Here is a 17,200-nt window from a genome sequence, read left to right on the forward strand (position 1 = left end):
TTTAATTTTTATGGGGAACTATTAACTAATGTAGCGATTAGCCAGTTGTCCGTCGGCGTGGGAAGGTGGAATCCCAATCCCACTTTCCCACTCTTACCTGAGTACTACCTAAATTCGTCCCGCCAGATGGGTTAGTTGCTTGAGGTTAGTTAAATGTAGCGTCTGACGTGCCGGATTGATCTTGATCCAGCCTTTACTATCCAGTTTCCCCATAATTTTTGTCGTGTCCTCGACGCTGATATCTGTGACATTAGCCAAATCTTTAAAGGGGATATTAAAGATTTCTGTTCCCGTCTCAGTGGATTCGCCATAGTTTTCTCCCAAACCCACTAGAGTATTGGCTAATTTCACAGCTGGCGGCTGATGGCGCATTTGAAATCGTAAGTTAGTTTGGCGCAGACGCTTCACCATCAGTTGCAACATTCGGTGATGCAATTGCGGATCTTTGAAAAGAGTTTGAATAAACCGCTGGGCGGAGACACTGAGCAATTCTACTGATGAGAGAGCAATTACATCGGTGGAACGGGGAGATTCATCGAGAATTGCCATTTCCCCAAAAAAATCACCTCTGCCCAATATCGCCAAGGTAACGACATCTTCCCCAGAGAGACGACGTACTTTTACCCAACCTGACACTAAAAAGTAAACTGCATTGCCCCAAGCGTCTTCCATCAAAACAGCTCTATCTGATGGGTATTCGTGATCGACTGCAACAGACAAAAGCCATTCTAATGTCTCTGGAGCGGCAGTGTTAAATAAGGGGAAAAGCTCAGAAAAAGCTTTGGTCTGCATGAAAGGAAGTGTAAGGTGTGAAATTTTAATTTAACTTCTGAAAATACTATTATCTAGGATGGGCTATTAATCGTTTCATTGTTTAGCTTAGATAATACCCTACCGCAATAGGTACTCTCTTTGATATAGGCTTTTGTAGTCGCCGTACAGCCTGCCTTTCATTCCTATAGCAGCGATGGGCTAAACGCGCGATCTCATCCGCCTTGGTTTGAGCTTTCGGCTTTCATCCTTCCTTGAGCCTTGAGGAAAAAGCTTCTCCTACGCTTAGATTATCATTACCGAGGAGCCATCTTATCCCTTAACGCGAACAGAATCATCGTGTTTGCGATCGCTTGGCAACGGACTGAGGGTTGAGAGCTGTTGCTCAACGCTTTTTAGCAGGTGATTGAGGGCTTCTTTGTTCGGCATGGGATCGGATGAAGCGCCCTGCAAGGAGTCTGAGCCGTAGACATCGCATATTTGATTCACCTTGCGCTGAAGTTTCTCCCCAATACTCAAAGCTTCCCGCCACAGAATTGAGAGTTGCTGCTGCTTATAAGCCTTCAAAGCTTCTCCCCGAAACACTTGCAGGGTTGCCTCATCTCCATACTGGGAAGGCATAATCTGCAAGCGCAGCAACAAACTTTCTTGTTGATAACATCGCTCAATCTCAACCTTTTGATGCTGTTGGACTGGCATTAAAGGTAAGCTTCCTATCCGCTTTAGCTCGTCGATAACTCCTTGCAAAACGGGCAGAGGCAGCCCTGAGATCGCGCAATGTAAGACGTTATCTCGACTACAGAGAATGTTACCTTCATACAGATGGCGTTCGCAATCAATCCGATCAATTGTCCCGCTCAACGCCCGCCGCAGCAATTCTTTAAGGAGCTGCTGCGGCGAAAGAGTTGTTAAAACTGTAGAATCATAAACCTGATGGGGTGAAGGGTATGCGCCCGCTACTCGCTCTTTACTAACGGGTGTCTTTTGTCTAGCGCCCGTGTCTTTGTTGTCGCGCTTTAAATCTGATTTTCCAGTCGGTCTTTCCTGAGTTGGCCCGGAAGCAGGTTGAGCGTTTGCGCTATTGATTTCCTGTATCAACTCCTGTGGACTATCCACAATCAAGGTTGGTAGAGTGTCCCGATTTATCCGATCAGACTTTTTGTGCAGTTTTTCCTCACCAACTCGACTGCCTGAGGGTTTGGTTGCCGGAGTTGGGGTTTGGGCATCTTGAGCTGGTTGCTGAGAATTTCCGGTATTTTTCAAGTAGGCGCTGAGCATTGCCTGTAGAGCCTCGGCTTTTATTACCTGAATTTCTAGCGAGTAGTTCTGGTAAGCCAGGATGCGGCGGAGGTAGTCTAAGGTGGCGGTATCGTCTGGATGCACCATGCCCAGTTTCAGGCAGCTGCCTTCAACGGCTAGGGGTAAGATTTGATAGTAAAGACAGGCTTCAAAGGGCAGGAGCTTGTCAATCAGTCTAAACATTTGTTTACATCTATCGAAGGTGGGATTGGAGAACCAACACGGTTCACTGAAAGCCAAATATCCAAACCCTACGATTTGTTGGGATAGCACCTCATCCAACAAATGCTATATGCCTGTTGAGTGAGGTGCCAAGGGACTAACCTACAACTATTCTTAAGCAGACCGTATTGGATTGGAAAAAAAGCAAAGACAAAGGTAAAAGGTTCTTATGCAAAAGGCAAAAAGAATTTTTCCTCCCTAGCCCCTAGTCCCTATTCCAAATATCTAAGTCCTGATTAATATCTTAGATGCACCTTCGATGGAGTTACCGCGATTGATTAGCGGTTTAATGTCAATAAACCAGTCAATAGTTATAGTTTCGTTAAGACTATAGGGAGAGAATGCCAGTGTTTTTCGGCACGGCTCAGGGATCGCTCCGCAAAGCTTGAGCGGCTAAGTATAGTTTGCTCCATTCTCCCATAACTTGATGGCTTTTCATGTTCAACTCAGCCGCGATCGCTTCCATTGATTTACCATTTTTCAACAGCTCAATTAGCTGGCGACTTACCGGGGTAACGCTTTCGCACAATTGCTGCCATTGGGTGAGTGTCAGCCCAAAGCTATCCTGTACAGAGGTTTGTAGCCAATTTGCGACTAGCTCTGGCTGAGTTTTGATGGCAAAAACCCGAATCGCGTGGTAGCTGACTTTCTCCCGCAGACGATAAACTTCTTTGATCTGCAAGTTCAAGGCGCTGGCGATCGCTTCTTGAGACTTTCCTTGCAGGTAAAGCTCTAACCATGCAGCAGCTTCTTTACTGACGTTTTCAGTTAAATAACTCCTAAATTCCTGCTTAACAGCTGTCCGCATGGACATTTGTTCTTCAATTGCCTGATTTTCTTGGTATTGGGAAACCGCTTGCGCGTCTAGTAAACTCACCGGATTGTCTGCTTCATCCGGCGTCACTTCCTCAGAAACCAGTCGCACTAACTCTCCATCCGGGACGTGAGTCATGCCGCCACGCTGAGATCGACGCAGATAGTTAACAAACCTGTACACTAACAGCGGCTGGTTGCGAATCGGTCTAAGGCAATATTCTTCAATGCTGCTCATCAGCAGGGAGTTACGAAGACGAGTGTCTTCGGTACATTTGGTAATCCAGGTAATTTGTTGTTGAATGTAGCGATCGCTATGAAGTAATTCCTGAATTACTTCCTGCAACACATCTGCTACTGCTCGCTGGCGATCGCGCGACAAAGCCACCCAAGTGCGGATTTTATTCCTCAACAACACCAAACTGCCCAGCCGCGTAGTCAAGTTGCGATAGGCACGCTCTGGCCCCACTCCTAAATAACGTTGCCGTAAAATGCGATAGCGATATTCCATCGCTTGCTTAGCAATTGTCATCTGAGTTGGGTTAAACGTTTCAAAACGCTCTAAGTCCTCGCCCATCAGCCAGCTAATAATACTTTCGTGGGTTGCTGCGCTATATTCAGGACAGTCAGATGCCAGCTCTTTTCGCCAATTCTGTGCTATTTCTTGAGCCGATGACATGGAGTTTTGAGTTCCCAGCGTCGTTTGAGTCTTCAATTCATGAGTTTGGAATCCGGACGTAGGACGAACGACACCAAACTCACTTTCCTGATCTAAAGTTTGCCCTACAAACCTCATTTCACGCCAACCCATTTGAGTATTAACTGCTCTTTATTTCATCATGTCTACCTTTGGATAGAAGTGATCTCACCCCACCCAAAGATTTGACGAAGAACAACAAGCGACTGAGATGACGATCTCAAGGCAAAGTGCTTGAGATCATAACACCCAAGCCTTTTGGCTTGCTATCACTAAGTCTGAGGTTTTAAAAGTATGCGTCGAATGGAGTAGGGGTAATTTCTGATTCTACTACCAACAGCCAACTTTTGCACCTCAATTGACTTCTCAGGTAGGAGTTAAAAAATTACGCCACAAGTTACAAATATTTACATAGGGAGTTGGGGACTAGGAACTGGGGACTAGGGGCTGGGGACTGGGGACTGGGGACTGGGGACTGGGGACTGGGGAAGATTCTTTCCAATTCCTAATTCCTAATTCTTAATTCCCAATTCCCAATTCCCAATTCCTAATTCCTAATCCCCAATTCCCAATTCCCAATTCCTAATCCCTAATCCCCAATTCCCAATCCCCAATTCCCCAATTCCCCAATCCCCATGTGTCTAAGATCACAATTAATGCGTTATTTGCCTCACTCAAGGAAGGTGTTAAATTTTGTTAATTTAAATAAATAAAGTTTAATCCCTTCCTTCTTGATGAAAACAATAGAGCCAGAGCAGATGATCGCTACTTTGCAGCAGTTAAAGGAGGAACAAGAACTGATTTTGAATCAAGTAGACAATGCGATCGCATTGTTTGATCGCTGCCATCACCTGGTATTGTTTAATCGCAAATTAACCGAAATTTTGGGGCTTTCTGACGACACGCTTGCTAGTAAGCCACATTGTAATGATGTCTTCGCTGAAGTCGTAGCACAGGGCTACTGGTCGCAACAGCAGCGCGAGCAAATCGCATCTGCCCTAAACAGACCAGACACTGAGAATGTTTCCCTTTACATAGAGCAAGCTAACGGCATCTGCCTCGAAGTTTACACCACCTTAACCAACGATGGCGGACGGCTGTTTACCTTCCGCGATGTCACTGGTTATCAACAATCCCAGGCACGTTTAAATGCCGAGGTGAGGCGTTTAACCTTTTTGCAGGGAATGACGCAACGGCTACAGCCAGCCAGTGAGTTGGGGGAGATTGGGCAATTTGCACTTTCCTACCTAGTGGCAACAATGGGCGCTGCCTTCGGCGATGTCAAAGTGATTATCGGTCAAGGCAGGGACGCGAGAGCCAGTATGCTCACAAATGAGATTTCCAGCCAGTTCATTGCCACCTACGGGGTACCAGCAGTTGCCGAGATAGAAGCCCTGCTGAATCAAGGGATTCCTTACGGTCAGGGCTTACTGTGGCAAGTAGTAGAAACAGGATCGCCGCTATTTATTGACGATTATCAAAGCCATCCCCAAGCAGTACCTGGATTTCGCCATCCAGGGATTGGTCAACTAGGCATTTTTCCGATTCCTGCCGCCAACGGCAACATCATTGGCGTGTTAACGCTGGAGTCTCGCAGTCAGCAGAAACTTCAGGACGCTCCCCAACAAGATATGCTCTTAGCAGCCTGTCGTACACTGGGCGTTGCGATTGAAAGGGCGCAGGCTGAAGAACACTTGCGCCAAATTAACGAGGATTTAGAACGGGCTTCTCAACTCAAGTCTGAGTTTCTCGCTTCTATGTCCCACGAACTGCGAACCCCCCTCAACAGCATTCTGGGATTCTCCGATCTATTGCTCCGACAAATCGCTGGAACCTTGAACCCGCGTCAGACGAACTACGTGCGGGTGATTGAAGAAAGTGGTCAACACCTGTTGCAATTGATTAATGACATTCTGGATCTATCGAAAATCGAAGCTGGAAAGGTAGAACTCGACCTTGGGCCAGTTTGCATCCCAGAATTGTGCAATCAATGCCTGAAAATGATTCAGCCTCGTGCTGAGAAAAAGCAAATCGCCCTATCGCTGGAACTCGAATATTCCCTGGGTCAAGTTTCTCTAGATGAGCGTCGCGTCCGCCAAATATTGATTAACTTGCTTTCCAATGCTGTTAAGTTTACGCCAAATCGAGGAAAAATTAAACTGAGTGGGCGATTGGCTTATGGAGCCGAGTTAGCAAAAGAATTTCGCCCAGAACGCAGTTTGATTAATCCCACTACCCCTTACTTATGTTTTGAAGTAGCCGATTCAGGTATCGGAATTCCTGAAGATAAGTGGCATCTGCTATTTCGACCTTTCCAGCAGATAGATGCTTCCTTAACCAGAAAACATGAAGGCACCGGGCTGGGTTTGGCTTTAACTAAGCGGTTGGCGGAACTCCACGGCGGCACTGTTTCTCTAGAATCGGTGGTAAATCGAGGCAGTACGTTTCGAGTATGGCTGCCGATAGCTGATGTGCCGCAGGAGTTAGCCGCGCCAGTACCAATGCCAGTTAAACAGTCGCCGTCTTCATTTTTTGTAGGAACTCACGGCGATGTTAATCTAGCTGCAAGGGATACCAAACGGATCTTAGTGGTGGAAGATCATGCCTTCAATCAGGCGTTGATTTCAGATGTGTTGGAATTAGAAGGTTATGTGGTTGAGTTAATTTATGACGGTAGCACAATGCTGGAGGCGATGCGATCTCCTTATGTGTTGGCGCGATCGCTACCTAACTTGATTCTCATGGATATCCAACTGCCGGGTGTGGATGGGTTTGAAATTATGCGTCAACTCAAGGCTCACCCTTTATGGAGGTCTGTCCCCGTAATTGCGATGACGGCGATGGCAATGTCTGGCGATCGCGATCGCTGTTTGGCTGCTGGTGCCGACGGGTACATTAGCAAGCCCTTAGACCTGGATACTGTGATTACAACCGTCCGATCTTTTATTCAGAATTAGTGACAAAACATCTTTAGCCGCTTTCGGACAGTTATTGAACAGCACTCCCAAAAAGTTCAACCCCTTAAAGGGGTTGAATTTCTTTCTATCTGATGACTAATTGTCATCGCCAATTGCGTATGTTTCAATGTGTTAAGAAGATTCAGATATATCTTCCGACACAGCAGCCACATAAAGCATTTATCTACGTGGTTGTACTGAGAATATCTCAGGAAGCTGAAGATTGGTCAGGGGCATCCAACTAAAATTACTTAAGTCAGACAACTGTTTTAAGTAGATTTACTCAAGTCAAAAATAAGGCGCGAGTGTAATCGTTGCTAGGAGAAGCAGTTTTATATGACGGCGCCACTTGCTCTATCTATTGTCAATCCCATGACAAAGCCCCTGCCGCGTATTTTATTAGTTGATGATGAGCCAAATAATTTATTACTGCTAGAAGAGTTGTTGCACTCACAAGGCTATGAAACTCTTGTGGCATCATCCGGCTCTCAAGCATTGGAAATTGTGCAAGATTTTCGGCCTGATTTGATTTTGCTGGATGTAATGATGCCAGGAATGGGGGGCTTTGAAGTTTGCCGTCGGTTGCGGGAAGATCAAAATCTCCAAACGGTGCCGATAATTTTTTTGACGGCTTTGGATGATGAAGATTCCCGGTTAACAGGCTTGGAAATGATGGGAGATGATTATTTTACTAAGCCGATAAAAAGTAATTTATTAATCAAGAAAATATCTAGTACATTGCGATTGAACAAGATGCGCTCGCAACAACAAGAGCGAAGAATCGAAGAACAAGTCAAAGAAAAAATTAAGGGGCAAATATCAGCTGCATGGGAGATTAATCAATATCTTTCAGAGAAGCTGCGGTTATTTGTGCCAGATCAATTCTTGAGACGCATTGCACCCAAAGGGGTAGAATCAATTCAGCTGGGAAACGCCAGACAAGAAGAACTAACTATTTTGTTTTGCGATATACGGGGATTTACAAGCATCACTGAATCTCAAAGAGTGAATGAAACTTTTGAGTGGCTGAATGCTTTCTATACCCAGATGAATAGCGCGATCGCTACCAATCATGGTTTTATTGACAAATTCCTGGGAGATGCGATCATGGCTGTCTTTGACCGCGCTGGAAACCACTCACAGGATGCCCTCACCGCTGCGGTGACGATGATACACAGTCTAAATAAGTTTAACGCCAATCGCGAACAGTACAACTTAAATGAGCCACTTCGCATTGGTATAGGAATTCACACAGGCACTGCGATGATTGGGACAGTAGGATCAGATCATCGCATGGACTCTACAGTAATTGGTGATGTGGTAAATACTGCCGCTCGTCTAGAAGAATTGACAAAAGTCTACAGCTGTGAAATTCTTGCTAGTGATGCCGTTATCGCCCAGCTAAGTCAACCAGAGTTATTCAGATGCCGATGGATTGACCGCGCAATACCTCGTGGTAAGCAGCAAGGGATTGACCTCTACGAAGTCTTCGGCACCCAAACTCCTGTATTGGACGAAGCAAAGTTACTCTACTAATTGAAGAAACTGTGGAGAAGGGGATTTACAAGTGGGATGCTTGTGGCTCCGGACGCAGGAAGAAAAAAGTTTTTTTGACCTTTTGATTTTTGCCTTTTTCCAATCCTCATGTAAAAAGAAAATGTAATTTTCAACACAGACAGGCTGAGAATTATATCCATAGAAAGAAGTCTCAGTACCGACTGTTAGGTAAAGTAATTAACAAGGACAGCCAATCTGACAAATATCCTATTTCCTAGGAGTTTTTATACCTCCTGGGAATTTCTATGTCAAAAACAGCGATTCATACCCTCATTGATACCTGGGATTTAAATAAATGGAAACCGGAGAAACCACACCCGTGACTAATGCCCGTGGGCAATTGGTAATTATCGGGGGAGCGGAAGATAAAGAAGGAGATTGCACGATTCTTCGAGAGTTCGTTCGCCGCGCTGGCGGTACCCAGGCTCGGATTGTCGTTATGACAGTAGCGACAGGGCTACCTGATGAAGTCGGACGTACCTACACCGAAGTCTTTGAACGCCTGGGAGTTGATGACGTAAGAATCATTGACACGGCTCATCGAGACGACGGAAGTGACCCTAGAGCGTTAGAAGCTATTGAGAAAGCTACTGGCGTATTTTTTACGGGTGGCGATCAGGCTCGCATCACCAGCAATCTTAAGGGTACAGAAGTCGATGCCGCGATTCACAGACGATACGCTGAAGGAATCGTGGTCGGAGGCACAAGCGCAGGCGCTGCCATGATGCCAGATATCATGATTATTGAAGGAGATTCAGAGACAAATCCTCGCGTTAATGTTGTCGAAATGGGCCCCGGTATGGGCTTTCTGCCTGGGGTAGTGATTGATCAGCATTTCTTGCAGCGCGGTCGTATGGGACGCTTAATTTCAGCTTTGGCCCAGCAGCCTGCTGTCTTGGGTTTTGGTATTGACGAGAATACAGCGATCGCCATCAGCGATAACAAGTTTGAAGTGATTGGGGAAGGCGCTGTCACTATTGTCGATGAGTCAGGCATTACACACAGCAACGTGGGTGAAATATTAAAGGATGAGGCTTTGGCAGTTTGCGGAGCTAGGCTTCATGTTCTTCCACACGGTTACAAATTTGACCTGCAAACTCGCAAGCCAATTCTTGATTAAGAAAAAGTAGGATATAGCAATCCTATTTAAGTTGTGAACGAGTATTCACCCTAGTGTAGGGACACGACAGTGCCGTGTCCCTAGAGGGGTTCAGGAATTATTTAGGATTGCTATAGCTACGGGTGGGATTATTAACCAACCCGTAGCTATTCTATAATCTACCCTCCGAGGGAGGTGATTTCTTCTAGTAAAATTCAATACTAAAAATAGGGTATCGAAAATAACTTACTATTGTTAAGGAAAAATAAAAATGAGCATTGAAAACAGAGCGGAAGCAGTTGCTAAAAACCTTGAAGGTAAGGCTCAAGAAGCACTTGGTCATGTGACAGGCGACCAAAAAGACCAAGTAGAAGGGCAAGTGAAGCAGGATGAAGCTGCGGCAATACACCTTAAAGAAGACCTGAAAGATAAAGCAAAACAGATTGTAGATAACGCTTAGGTTTTTTAATCAATATCAGGTGATAAAACCAAATCCAAAAAACCCGTCTTCTTTGAGAAGACGGGTTTTTTAGGTTTTGCTAAGGGATTCTGACAATTCATCTGTTGGTTAAGAGCTTTATCCCAAGCAAGATGAGGCTTTGGGATAGTATGGGAACGTAACTCAGAATGAGTATGCCCTGCGATAGCTGAAAATGCAACAGAATAGGGTTAGGTTCAAAATAACCGAAACTCCAAATTTTAAGGGTGTTTAGATAACCGGAGAAACTTAATGAACCGAGATACAAGCACCGATGCAGTCCGAGTCAATGCTAGAAAAACTGATGCCTTCGACATATTCAACTTCAAGCATTACATTGGCCCGAACCCATATTTGGAGACAGGGGCATTAGTATTCGATTTTGCAGTAACCAACAATACAGAAGCGCGTCCTCTCGAAGATTATGTTGCGATTATTAGCGATCGCTACCCGCACTTGGGCGAGGAAACTTATGATTCCCATGCTCAGCTCTTCGCCCGGACAACCTCAGAAGTGGGAAAGCTCGACATGGGGCTGCACCTCCACCACTGGAGTGTCAAACCGAATGAAAACTTTGTGACGATTGCGGTTCAATCGCTCCATGCACGCACAACTCGGTCAGTAGTTTACTGCGTTTGGGACTGGTTTGAAGCAATTACTCAACATGAAAACTTCCGGCTGGAAGATCAGATCAAGACGATACAGGAGATATTTCGGAAATCTGCTTACGGTGGGCCAACAGTTTACGCTCTGTGGCGTACAGCCTACCAAAATGGGATTCCTACCTTTTATCTGTGGGACGAAGGACTGGTTCAATACGGCTATGGAAAAAAACAGGTTCGCGGTATAGCCACAACTTTTGACTGCGATAGTCATTTGGATTCCGACTTCACCACTCGCAAAGATGACTGTAAGGCTTTCTTAGCTACTTTGGGCTTCCCGGTACCCAAAGGTGATATCGTTTACACGCTGGAAGAAGCAAGGGCAGCAGCCAGAGAAATTGGCTACCCAGTAGCCGTTAAACCTGTAGTTGGTCACAAAGGAATTGGGGTAACGGCTGATGTGCAAAATGCGGAGGAAATGAAATATGCCTTTAGCAGAGCAGTCAATGCGATTCCTAAAGACCAACCAATTCAGATAATCGTTGAGAAAAGTATTTCGGGGACAGATTTCCGATTGCTATGCGTTAACGGCAGATTTGTAGCGGCGACTGAACGCCGTCCAGCATCGATAGTGGGTGATGGAGACTCAACTATTGCTGAGTTGATCGAGCGAGAAAATCGTAAGCCAGCACGGATAGATACGCCAACTTCGCCACTGGGAAAGATTCAGTGCGATGAGGCGATGGAGATGTATTTAGAAGAACAGGAATTGTCACTCGATAGCGTAATAGAAAGCGATCGCATTGTCTATCTTCGCAAAGTTGCCAACCTCTCAGCAGGCGGTTTGAGCATCGATAAGACAAGCGACGTTCACCCTGACAACATCATCCTGGCGCAAGACATTGCCCAACATTTCCACCTAACTTGCCTTGGGATTGACGTAATTGCTGGCGACCTGGCAAAATCTTGGAAAAATGGTGATTTTGGCATCATCGAGATTAACGCCGCTCCCGGCATTTATATGCACCTTAAACCTGCTGTGGGTGAAAGCGTTGATGTACCCTCGCATATTTTGGAAACCTTCTTTGCATCAGAGAAAGATGCGAGGCTACCGATTATCACCTTCAACAAGATTTCAGTTCAAGAACTCCAAGAAATTATTGACGATGTTCTAATTCGACATCCGGAATGGACAATTGGCGCGGTTTGTCGCGAAGGGGTTTTTGTCAATCGTTCTGAGAAAAACTTGAACAAAGATTACAACAGCAACGTACAGAACCTGCTGCGTAATCCAAAGCTGGATCTGCTGATTGCTGAGTACAGGGAAGATGTCTTAGAGAAGGAGGGGATGTTTTACCACGGTAGTGACATTATAGTTTTGGATAATCCCACCGAAACTGAGATGATGCTAGCACGGGGTATCAGCGACGACTCGACTTTGGTTATTAAGGAAGGAGACAACATCTCCATCCGCGCCAAAGGCTTGCTGGAACAGTACAAGCTTGGCGCGGCTGAACCATTTTTGCGAGTTTATCTCAAGGAAATCCCCAAAGTTGCCTAAGGGATTGGGGATTGGGAAAAAGTCTTACCTATTCCCTAGTCCCCAGCCCCTAGTCCCCAGTCCCCATTCAATATCAGAGGCGTTAATCTGGTAGCGTTGACTAGATGAAAATTGGCAAAGTAATTTGATGGAAAATATTGATTGGACGAATGCAATTGCAGGCGGGATGGCGATCGCTATTTTTTTGGGCGGGATGACAATGATGTTTACCGACCTTTGGACGCGCAAGAAAAAATAAGTCGCTATTCCCGTAATCGACTTTAAATATTGGGAGTTTCTACTTTAACAGTAGGCTCCCAAAAACATTTTGATACTTTAAACTTGTTACTCGAATAACAGACTGTGGTAATATTGTTGTTTCTGGTGTCCATTCAAAAACATCATCACTTGCTGTTTTAGACGCGATCCCTTTAGCTAGTTTTGACCCTGCGTACAATTCAATTTTTACATCATCGGCGACATTATCTCGCCACAAAATCAAGTGCCGATGGCGTTCCATGAAAGGCATTGCTAATCATCAACATAATGATTAGTAAAAAGGCTAGGCAGGCAAGTAAATATTTATTCATAACGCATTTAATTTTTGATAAAAATTCGATTCTACTAACTAGAATTATTGCTTTACTAAAAGAAGGTTTGAGTTGAGACATAGCATCAACCTGAACCCACTGCTAGAGAGTGAGTTTAAGTGACTTCTTTTGTTACTTCTAAGAACTCACGCAAAGTAGCTGAGGCATCGTCCCGTCGCCACACAGCAGCCATCGGGATAGTTGATGTTGACTCAGTGATGTTTTTGTAGACGACACCCTTGCGTTGAAGATTTTGGGCATTCGCAGGTAGCAAGGCAATTCCAACGCCACCAGCGACTAAACCCAGAATCGTCAGCATCATTGTTCCTTCTTGGATGACAACAGGTGAAATATCAGATTGTTGGCATAGATGTTCAAGCTGTTCAGATAAGACCGGAGAGAATTGACGAGAAGGGAGGATGAACACTTCCTGTGCCAGTGCTTTCAAAGAAATTTGCGGTTGGTTCGCCAGTGGATGAGTTGCTGGTAATGCCACAATCAAAGATTCATGCCAAATCGTCATTAAGCATAAATCAGCGGCTTGAAGCATCCATGACGTTAAATGGAAAAAGCCAACATCAAGCTGTCGATCTCGCAGCGCTTGCAATTGGTGGGAAGTTGCTAGTTCCCGCCAGACAAGTTCCACCTTGGGAAAGCGATCGCGGTAAACGCGCAGGATGTCTGGCAAAAAGCTGTTTGCCATTGAACTCGTAAAGCCGATTACCAAACGCCCGATTTCTCCTCTACTGGCACGTTGCGCCATTTTGATGGCATTCTCTACCTGAGCGATCGCGCTCATCGCTTCTTCTAAAAAGATAACTCCAGCTACTGTTAACTGGAGTGGTCGCTTGGTGCGATCGAACAGTTGCACCCCAAGCTCGACTTCAAGATCGTGAATTTGCTTGCTCAGGGGAGGTTGCGCGATATGTAGACGCTCCGCAGCACGAGTGAAGTTCAACTCCTGTGCCACGGCGATGAAGTAACGCAAATGTCGAAGTTCCATCTGTTAGCTATTACTATATTTCTTAGATATAGTTTACCTCTCAATAAAATATTGGACATATAGTAATAGCTTGGCTAATCTGGATGGCAAGACGTTATAAACCTCAACTCAGCTGACTCAACAAAAAGTGCTGTGGTTGGGGTAGGGAGGAATTTCTATATGAATCAGATCAAACGTGTTGCTATTGTTGGTGGAACTCACGGAAACGAACTCACAGGAATTTATTTGGTGAAGAAATTCGAGCGATTTCCCAACGCGATCGCACGAGCGAGTTTTGAGAGCATTACACTTTTAGCGAATCCTAAAGCGTATGCAATCGGGAGGCGGTACGTTGATACCGACCTCAATCGCTGTTTCCACCCACAGGATTTAGAGAATGCCCAGCTTTCCAACTATGAAGCAATTCGAGCCAAAGAAATTTACCAAAGGTTGGCATCGCTCCCAAAAGAGCAAACCAACTTAACAATCGATTTGCACACGACCACAGCCAACATGGGGCTGACGATTATTCCAAGTACCAAGCATCCATTCAACCTTCAGTTAGCCGCTTATCTCAAATCCGTGAATCCTAGCGTGAAGGTGTATCGATGGAAAGACGAGAATAATAGCCCGTTTCTGAGATCCATTTCTGAACTCGGTTGCGCGATCGAAGTGGGTGCTGTTGCACAAGGCGTGTTGGATGCACGTTTATTTCAGCAAACAGAAGAACTTATCTACGCAATTTTAGACTTTGTAGACGCCTATAACCGGGGAACACCTTTCCCAGCAAGAGATACCTTCACAATTTATCAATGCTTACAGACAATCGACTATCCCAGAAATGAGGACGGGGAAATTCATGCAATGATCCACCCAGAACTTCAATTTAGAGATTACGAAGCTATTAAACCAGGCGAGCCAATGTTTTTGACATTTGATGGTCGAGCGATCGCTTATCAAGGAACATCAACCGTTTATCCAGTTTTCATTAACGAGGCGGCTTACTACGAGAAAGGAATTGCCATGTGCATAACCCAAAAGGAACTGGTTGTAGTTTGAGACAAAAAGGATAAAAAGTGAATCGGTGAGTAAAAACCACAAAGGAGTCACTAATGAACGCTCAGCAGACAAAACTTTACCAAAGTATTCAAGAATTTTCCCTTGATGACCCTGACGCTGCTTTTCCCTTTAGTCAAAGATTGGCAAGAGAAAACGGATGGACGGTTGAATATACTCAGCAAGTGATTGACGAATACAAAAAGTTTATCTTTCTTGCTGTTATAGCTGAACATCCCGTCACTCCCTCCGATCAAGTGGATCAAGTTTGGCATCTGCACTTGACTTACACGCGATCGTACTGGGATGAGTTTTGCGCCAAAATCTTACAGAAACCATTGCACCACCACCCTACTCGTGGCGGTTCTAGCGAACAGGATAATTTTTATAGGTTCTATAACCAGACGCTGATTAGCTATGAAAAATTCTTTAGCCAGCGCCCCCCGTCCGATATCTGGTCTCCACCCGACATCCGATTTAGTCCAGATGTTCAGTTCACGCGAGTCAACGCTTATCGGTACTGGGTTGTAGCCAAACCATCTTTTACTCTGAGTCGGTTGCCATCTGTTTATCTACCTCGCTTGCCTTTGCTGAAATTCATAGCGATCGCTCTGTTGTCGTTTATGTTAGTCCTAACTATCAGCAGCTCTACGCTACTGATAGCAGAAATTTCTCCTCCGAAAATTCACTCTACAAATTCTGAACTAGCGTTGTCTCAAGCTGCTGAAAATCCTCCGCTACCTCGTAACACTCCAACCCCAACTTCTGAGAACAAACATAATTCTACTTCGGGAAAATCTTCAGGGTGGTCTTGGTGGTGGATACCCATAGCCATTATTTTTTCCCTGTTCGGCGGTCGTGGTAATAGCAGTGGTGGTGGTAGTAATGGTGGTAATAATGACGGTTGTGCAGTCTGTATGTGATCACAGGCACGCCTTCAGGCTGGATAGGCAGATACAGCTCTAGAGACGCTGTTTAAAATTAAATTAATAACTCCTCACTCCTAACTTTTTTGCCTTTTCAAAGATTGGCTCGACTCAAATCAACATCAGTCAAGTCTGCTCCATTGAGATTAGCTCCCTGCAAGTCTGTTCGCGTCAGGTCTACACCCCGCAAATCAGCCTCACTCAAGTTCACTTGAGTTAAAATGGCTCCCGTCAAGTCCGCTCCTCGCAAGTCTGCCATACTCAAGTTAGCTCCCCGCAAATCGGTTCGAGTCAGGTCTACCCCTCTCAGGTCAGCTTCGCTCAAGTTTACCTGAGTTAAAATGGCTCCCGTCAAATTTGCCCCTCTTAAATCTGCCCTACTCAAGTCGGCATCTTCCAAGTCAGCCTTTCTCAAATTGGCATTGCTTAAGTCTACCTCTATTAGATTTGCTCCCCGTAACTTTCCCCCTCTGAGGTTCGTCCCCCGCAAATCTGCTCCACTCAAATTTACTCGACCCAAGTTAACCCCAGGCAGCGATACGCCAGCAGCAATTAAATAAGCCCCGGCTTCTCGTGGGTCAAAATCATAGGAAAACAAAGTTTCTTGAGTGTAGACAGCTTTTTCCAGAATGATTCCCCTCAGCTTGGCTTTACTAAGATCCGTCCCGACTAAATTGGCTCCCGCCAAGTTAGCACTTTCCAAATTTGCCCCAACCAGATTTGCCCGCATCAAGTTTGCCGCCCTCAAGTCTGCTGCTTTTAGATAAACCCCACTTAGATCCACTTCACTCAGGTTTACCCCTGTTAGCGATACGTTATAGGCAATCAAGTAAGCAGAAGCTTGCTTGGGGTCAAAGCCTGGTGAGAACCGAGTTTCTTGATTGTAGATAGCTTGGTGTAAGATAGCTCCCGTGAGATCCGCTGCTGTTAAGTCTGCCCCAATCAAGTTGGCTCTAGTTAGGTTGGCATTTTCCAGGTTGCTGCTAACGAGATTAGCCTTTTTCAGGTTTGCCGCCCTCAAATCTGCTTTGCTCAAATCAGCCCCGACAAAGTTCGTGGCACTCAGATCGGCTCCTCTGAGGTTTGTCTCGCTCAGATTAGCTAAATTTAAGCACGCCCCAGCCAGATTCGATCCACTCAGGTTTGCTGAAGCCAAGTTGGCTTCAATCATGTCTGCATAAGTCAGGTTCGCCTCGCTGAGGTTAACCCCTCTGAGGTCTTTTGCCCGCAAATCTTTCCCTTTGAGATGAGATCCCCTTAAATCTGTTTCTTTGAAGTCTGCTACCACAATTTCTGCTCCCCTCGGTTCGTGTCTGCTCTTGGTTGGCAGCTAAAACTGTCTTGATGCTAAGCTACACGCTTTGCTACGTAAAGGGATAATAAATTGTTTGCAGCGCATTTGAGATTATGAAGCGTTGGGAACGGTTCAAGATTTACCAGAGCGATCGCTTTGCTTCACGCATCGCTTATCGTTTTCTATATCTACGATCCCAATCTGGCAGCGATGTCCTAAAATCTGTCTCAGTTCATTGGGAGGAAGTTTGAAGTGGAAAGCGATCGCTACGAGTTTAACCAGTCGCACAACCATCTGATTAAGGATCTTGCTCAAAA

14 protein-coding genes are annotated in these 17,200 nt (G+C 45.4%); 7 read left to right on the plus strand and 7 right to left on the minus strand.

Features of this window, described 5'->3' with window-relative positions; all coding sequences use genetic code 11:
- Positions 1–108: 108 nt before the first annotated feature.
- The 3 genes from NDI42_RS01940 to NDI42_RS01950 form a co-directional block, all read right to left on the minus strand.
- Positions 109–792 carry a Crp/Fnr family transcriptional regulator gene (locus NDI42_RS01940; RefSeq protein WP_190455910.1) on the minus strand — a complete coding sequence of 228 codons (684 nt, stop codon included), beginning with the start codon at positions 790–792 and terminating at the stop codon, positions 109–111.
- 291 nt (positions 793–1,083) lie between these two features.
- On the minus strand, positions 1,084–2,253 hold the full coding sequence (locus tag NDI42_RS01945; RefSeq protein ID WP_190455912.1) for a GspE/PulE/PilB domain-containing protein: 1,170 nt from the start codon (positions 2,251–2,253) through the stop codon (positions 1,084–1,086).
- Between the two features lie 403 nt (positions 2,254–2,656).
- Positions 2,657–3,784 (minus strand): HetZ-related protein 2, encoded by a 1,128-nt coding sequence (locus NDI42_RS01950; protein WP_190456033.1) that lies wholly within the window; start codon positions 3,782–3,784, stop codon positions 2,657–2,659.
- 752 nt (positions 3,785–4,536) lie between these two features.
- Here NDI42_RS01950 and NDI42_RS01955 point away from each other — a divergent pair.
- From NDI42_RS01955 to NDI42_RS01975, 5 genes are all read left to right on the plus strand, one after another.
- A complete protein-coding gene (locus NDI42_RS01955; protein ID WP_199311181.1) occupies positions 4,537–6,759 on the plus strand; it encodes an ATP-binding protein in 2,223 nt (740 codons plus the stop codon).
- Positions 6,760–7,095: 336 nt separating this feature from the next.
- A complete protein-coding gene (locus NDI42_RS01960) occupies positions 7,096–8,295 on the plus strand; it encodes a response regulator (RefSeq protein ID WP_242017666.1) in 1,200 nt (399 codons plus the stop codon).
- Between the two features lie 316 nt (positions 8,296–8,611).
- A complete protein-coding gene (locus NDI42_RS01965; RefSeq protein WP_190455914.1) occupies positions 8,612–9,436 on the plus strand; it encodes a cyanophycinase in 825 nt (274 codons plus the stop codon).
- Between the two features lie 250 nt (positions 9,437–9,686).
- Complete coding sequence (locus tag NDI42_RS01970) at positions 9,687–9,875, plus strand: CsbD family protein (protein ID WP_190455916.1); 189 nt, start codon at positions 9,687–9,689, stop codon at positions 9,873–9,875.
- Between the two features lie 270 nt (positions 9,876–10,145).
- On the plus strand, positions 10,146–12,056 hold the full coding sequence (locus NDI42_RS01975) for an ATP-binding protein (protein WP_190455918.1): 1,911 nt from the start codon (positions 10,146–10,148) through the stop codon (positions 12,054–12,056).
- Positions 12,057–12,333: 277 nt separating this feature from the next.
- Here the strand turns inward: NDI42_RS01975 and NDI42_RS01980 are convergent, their stop codons facing one another.
- Positions 12,334–12,564, minus strand: coding sequence for a hypothetical protein (locus NDI42_RS01980; RefSeq protein ID WP_348231358.1), 231 nt, complete (start codon positions 12,562–12,564; stop codon positions 12,334–12,336).
- A gap of 176 nt (positions 12,565–12,740) precedes the next feature.
- Positions 12,741–13,628, minus strand: a complete 888-nt coding sequence (locus NDI42_RS01985) for a LysR family transcriptional regulator (protein ID WP_190455922.1) — start codon at positions 13,626–13,628, stop codon at positions 12,741–12,743.
- Between the two features lie 159 nt (positions 13,629–13,787).
- Between NDI42_RS01985 and NDI42_RS01990 the strand changes: the two genes are divergently transcribed.
- Positions 13,788–14,666, plus strand: coding sequence for an aspartoacylase (locus NDI42_RS01990; protein WP_190455924.1), 879 nt, complete (start codon positions 13,788–13,790; stop codon positions 14,664–14,666).
- A 53-nt stretch (positions 14,667–14,719) separates the two neighbouring features.
- Positions 14,720–15,586: a glycine-rich domain-containing protein gene (locus tag NDI42_RS28865; RefSeq protein WP_190455925.1), complete on the plus strand. Its 867-nt coding sequence runs from the start codon at positions 14,720–14,722 to the stop codon at positions 15,584–15,586.
- A 97-nt stretch (positions 15,587–15,683) separates the two neighbouring features.
- On the opposite strand, the gene NDI42_RS02000 is transcribed toward NDI42_RS28865, so the two are convergent.
- Both NDI42_RS02000 and NDI42_RS02005 read right to left on the minus strand, forming a co-directional pair.
- Entirely contained in the window at positions 15,684–16,877 is a 1,194-nt protein-coding gene (locus NDI42_RS02000) for a pentapeptide repeat-containing protein (protein ID WP_190455928.1), read from the minus strand.
- 138 nt (positions 16,878–17,015) lie between these two features.
- Complete coding sequence (locus tag NDI42_RS02005; protein ID WP_206755930.1) at positions 17,016–17,177, minus strand: hypothetical protein; 162 nt, start codon at positions 17,175–17,177, stop codon at positions 17,016–17,018.
- Positions 17,178–17,200 lie beyond the last annotated feature (23 nt).

This window comes from Funiculus sociatus GB2-C1 (assembly GCF_039962115.1).
Lineage (GTDB): Bacteria > Cyanobacteriota > Cyanobacteriia > Cyanobacteriales > FACHB-T130 > Funiculus > Funiculus sociatus.

What these genes read in the sequence shown, in the direction of transcription:
- NDI42_RS01970 (WP_190455916.1), top strand. Translation starts at nt 9,687, where the DNA reads ATGAGCATTGAAAACAGAGCGGAAGCAGTTGCTAAAAACCTTGAAGGT.
- NDI42_RS01960 (WP_242017666.1), top strand. Translation starts at nt 7,096, where the DNA reads ATGACGGCGCCACTTGCTCTATCTATTGTCAATCCCATGACAAAGCCC.
- NDI42_RS01980 (WP_348231358.1), bottom strand. Translation starts at nt 12,564, where the DNA reads ATGCCTTTCATGGAACGCCATCGGCACTTGATTTTGTGGCGAGATAAT.
- NDI42_RS28865 (WP_190455925.1), top strand. Translation starts at nt 14,720, where the DNA reads ATGAACGCTCAGCAGACAAAACTTTACCAAAGTATTCAAGAATTTTCC.
- NDI42_RS01965 (WP_190455914.1), top strand. Translation starts at nt 8,612, where the DNA reads ATGGAAACCGGAGAAACCACACCCGTGACTAATGCCCGTGGGCAATTG.
- NDI42_RS01950 (WP_190456033.1), bottom strand. Translation starts at nt 3,784, where the DNA reads ATGTCATCGGCTCAAGAAATAGCACAGAATTGGCGAAAAGAGCTGGCA.
- NDI42_RS01945 (WP_190455912.1), bottom strand. Translation starts at nt 2,253, where the DNA reads ATGTTTAGACTGATTGACAAGCTCCTGCCCTTTGAAGCCTGTCTTTAC.
- NDI42_RS02005 (WP_206755930.1), bottom strand. Translation starts at nt 17,177, where the DNA reads ATGGTTGTGCGACTGGTTAAACTCGTAGCGATCGCTTTCCACTTCAAA.
- NDI42_RS01955 (WP_199311181.1), top strand. Translation starts at nt 4,537, where the DNA reads ATGAAAACAATAGAGCCAGAGCAGATGATCGCTACTTTGCAGCAGTTA.
- NDI42_RS01940 (WP_190455910.1), bottom strand. Translation starts at nt 792, where the DNA reads ATGCAGACCAAAGCTTTTTCTGAGCTTTTCCCCTTATTTAACACTGCC.
- NDI42_RS01985 (WP_190455922.1), bottom strand. Translation starts at nt 13,628, where the DNA reads ATGGAACTTCGACATTTGCGTTACTTCATCGCCGTGGCACAGGAGTTG.
- NDI42_RS01975 (WP_190455918.1), top strand. Translation starts at nt 10,146, where the DNA reads ATGAACCGAGATACAAGCACCGATGCAGTCCGAGTCAATGCTAGAAAA.
- NDI42_RS01990 (WP_190455924.1), top strand. Translation starts at nt 13,788, where the DNA reads ATGAATCAGATCAAACGTGTTGCTATTGTTGGTGGAACTCACGGAAAC.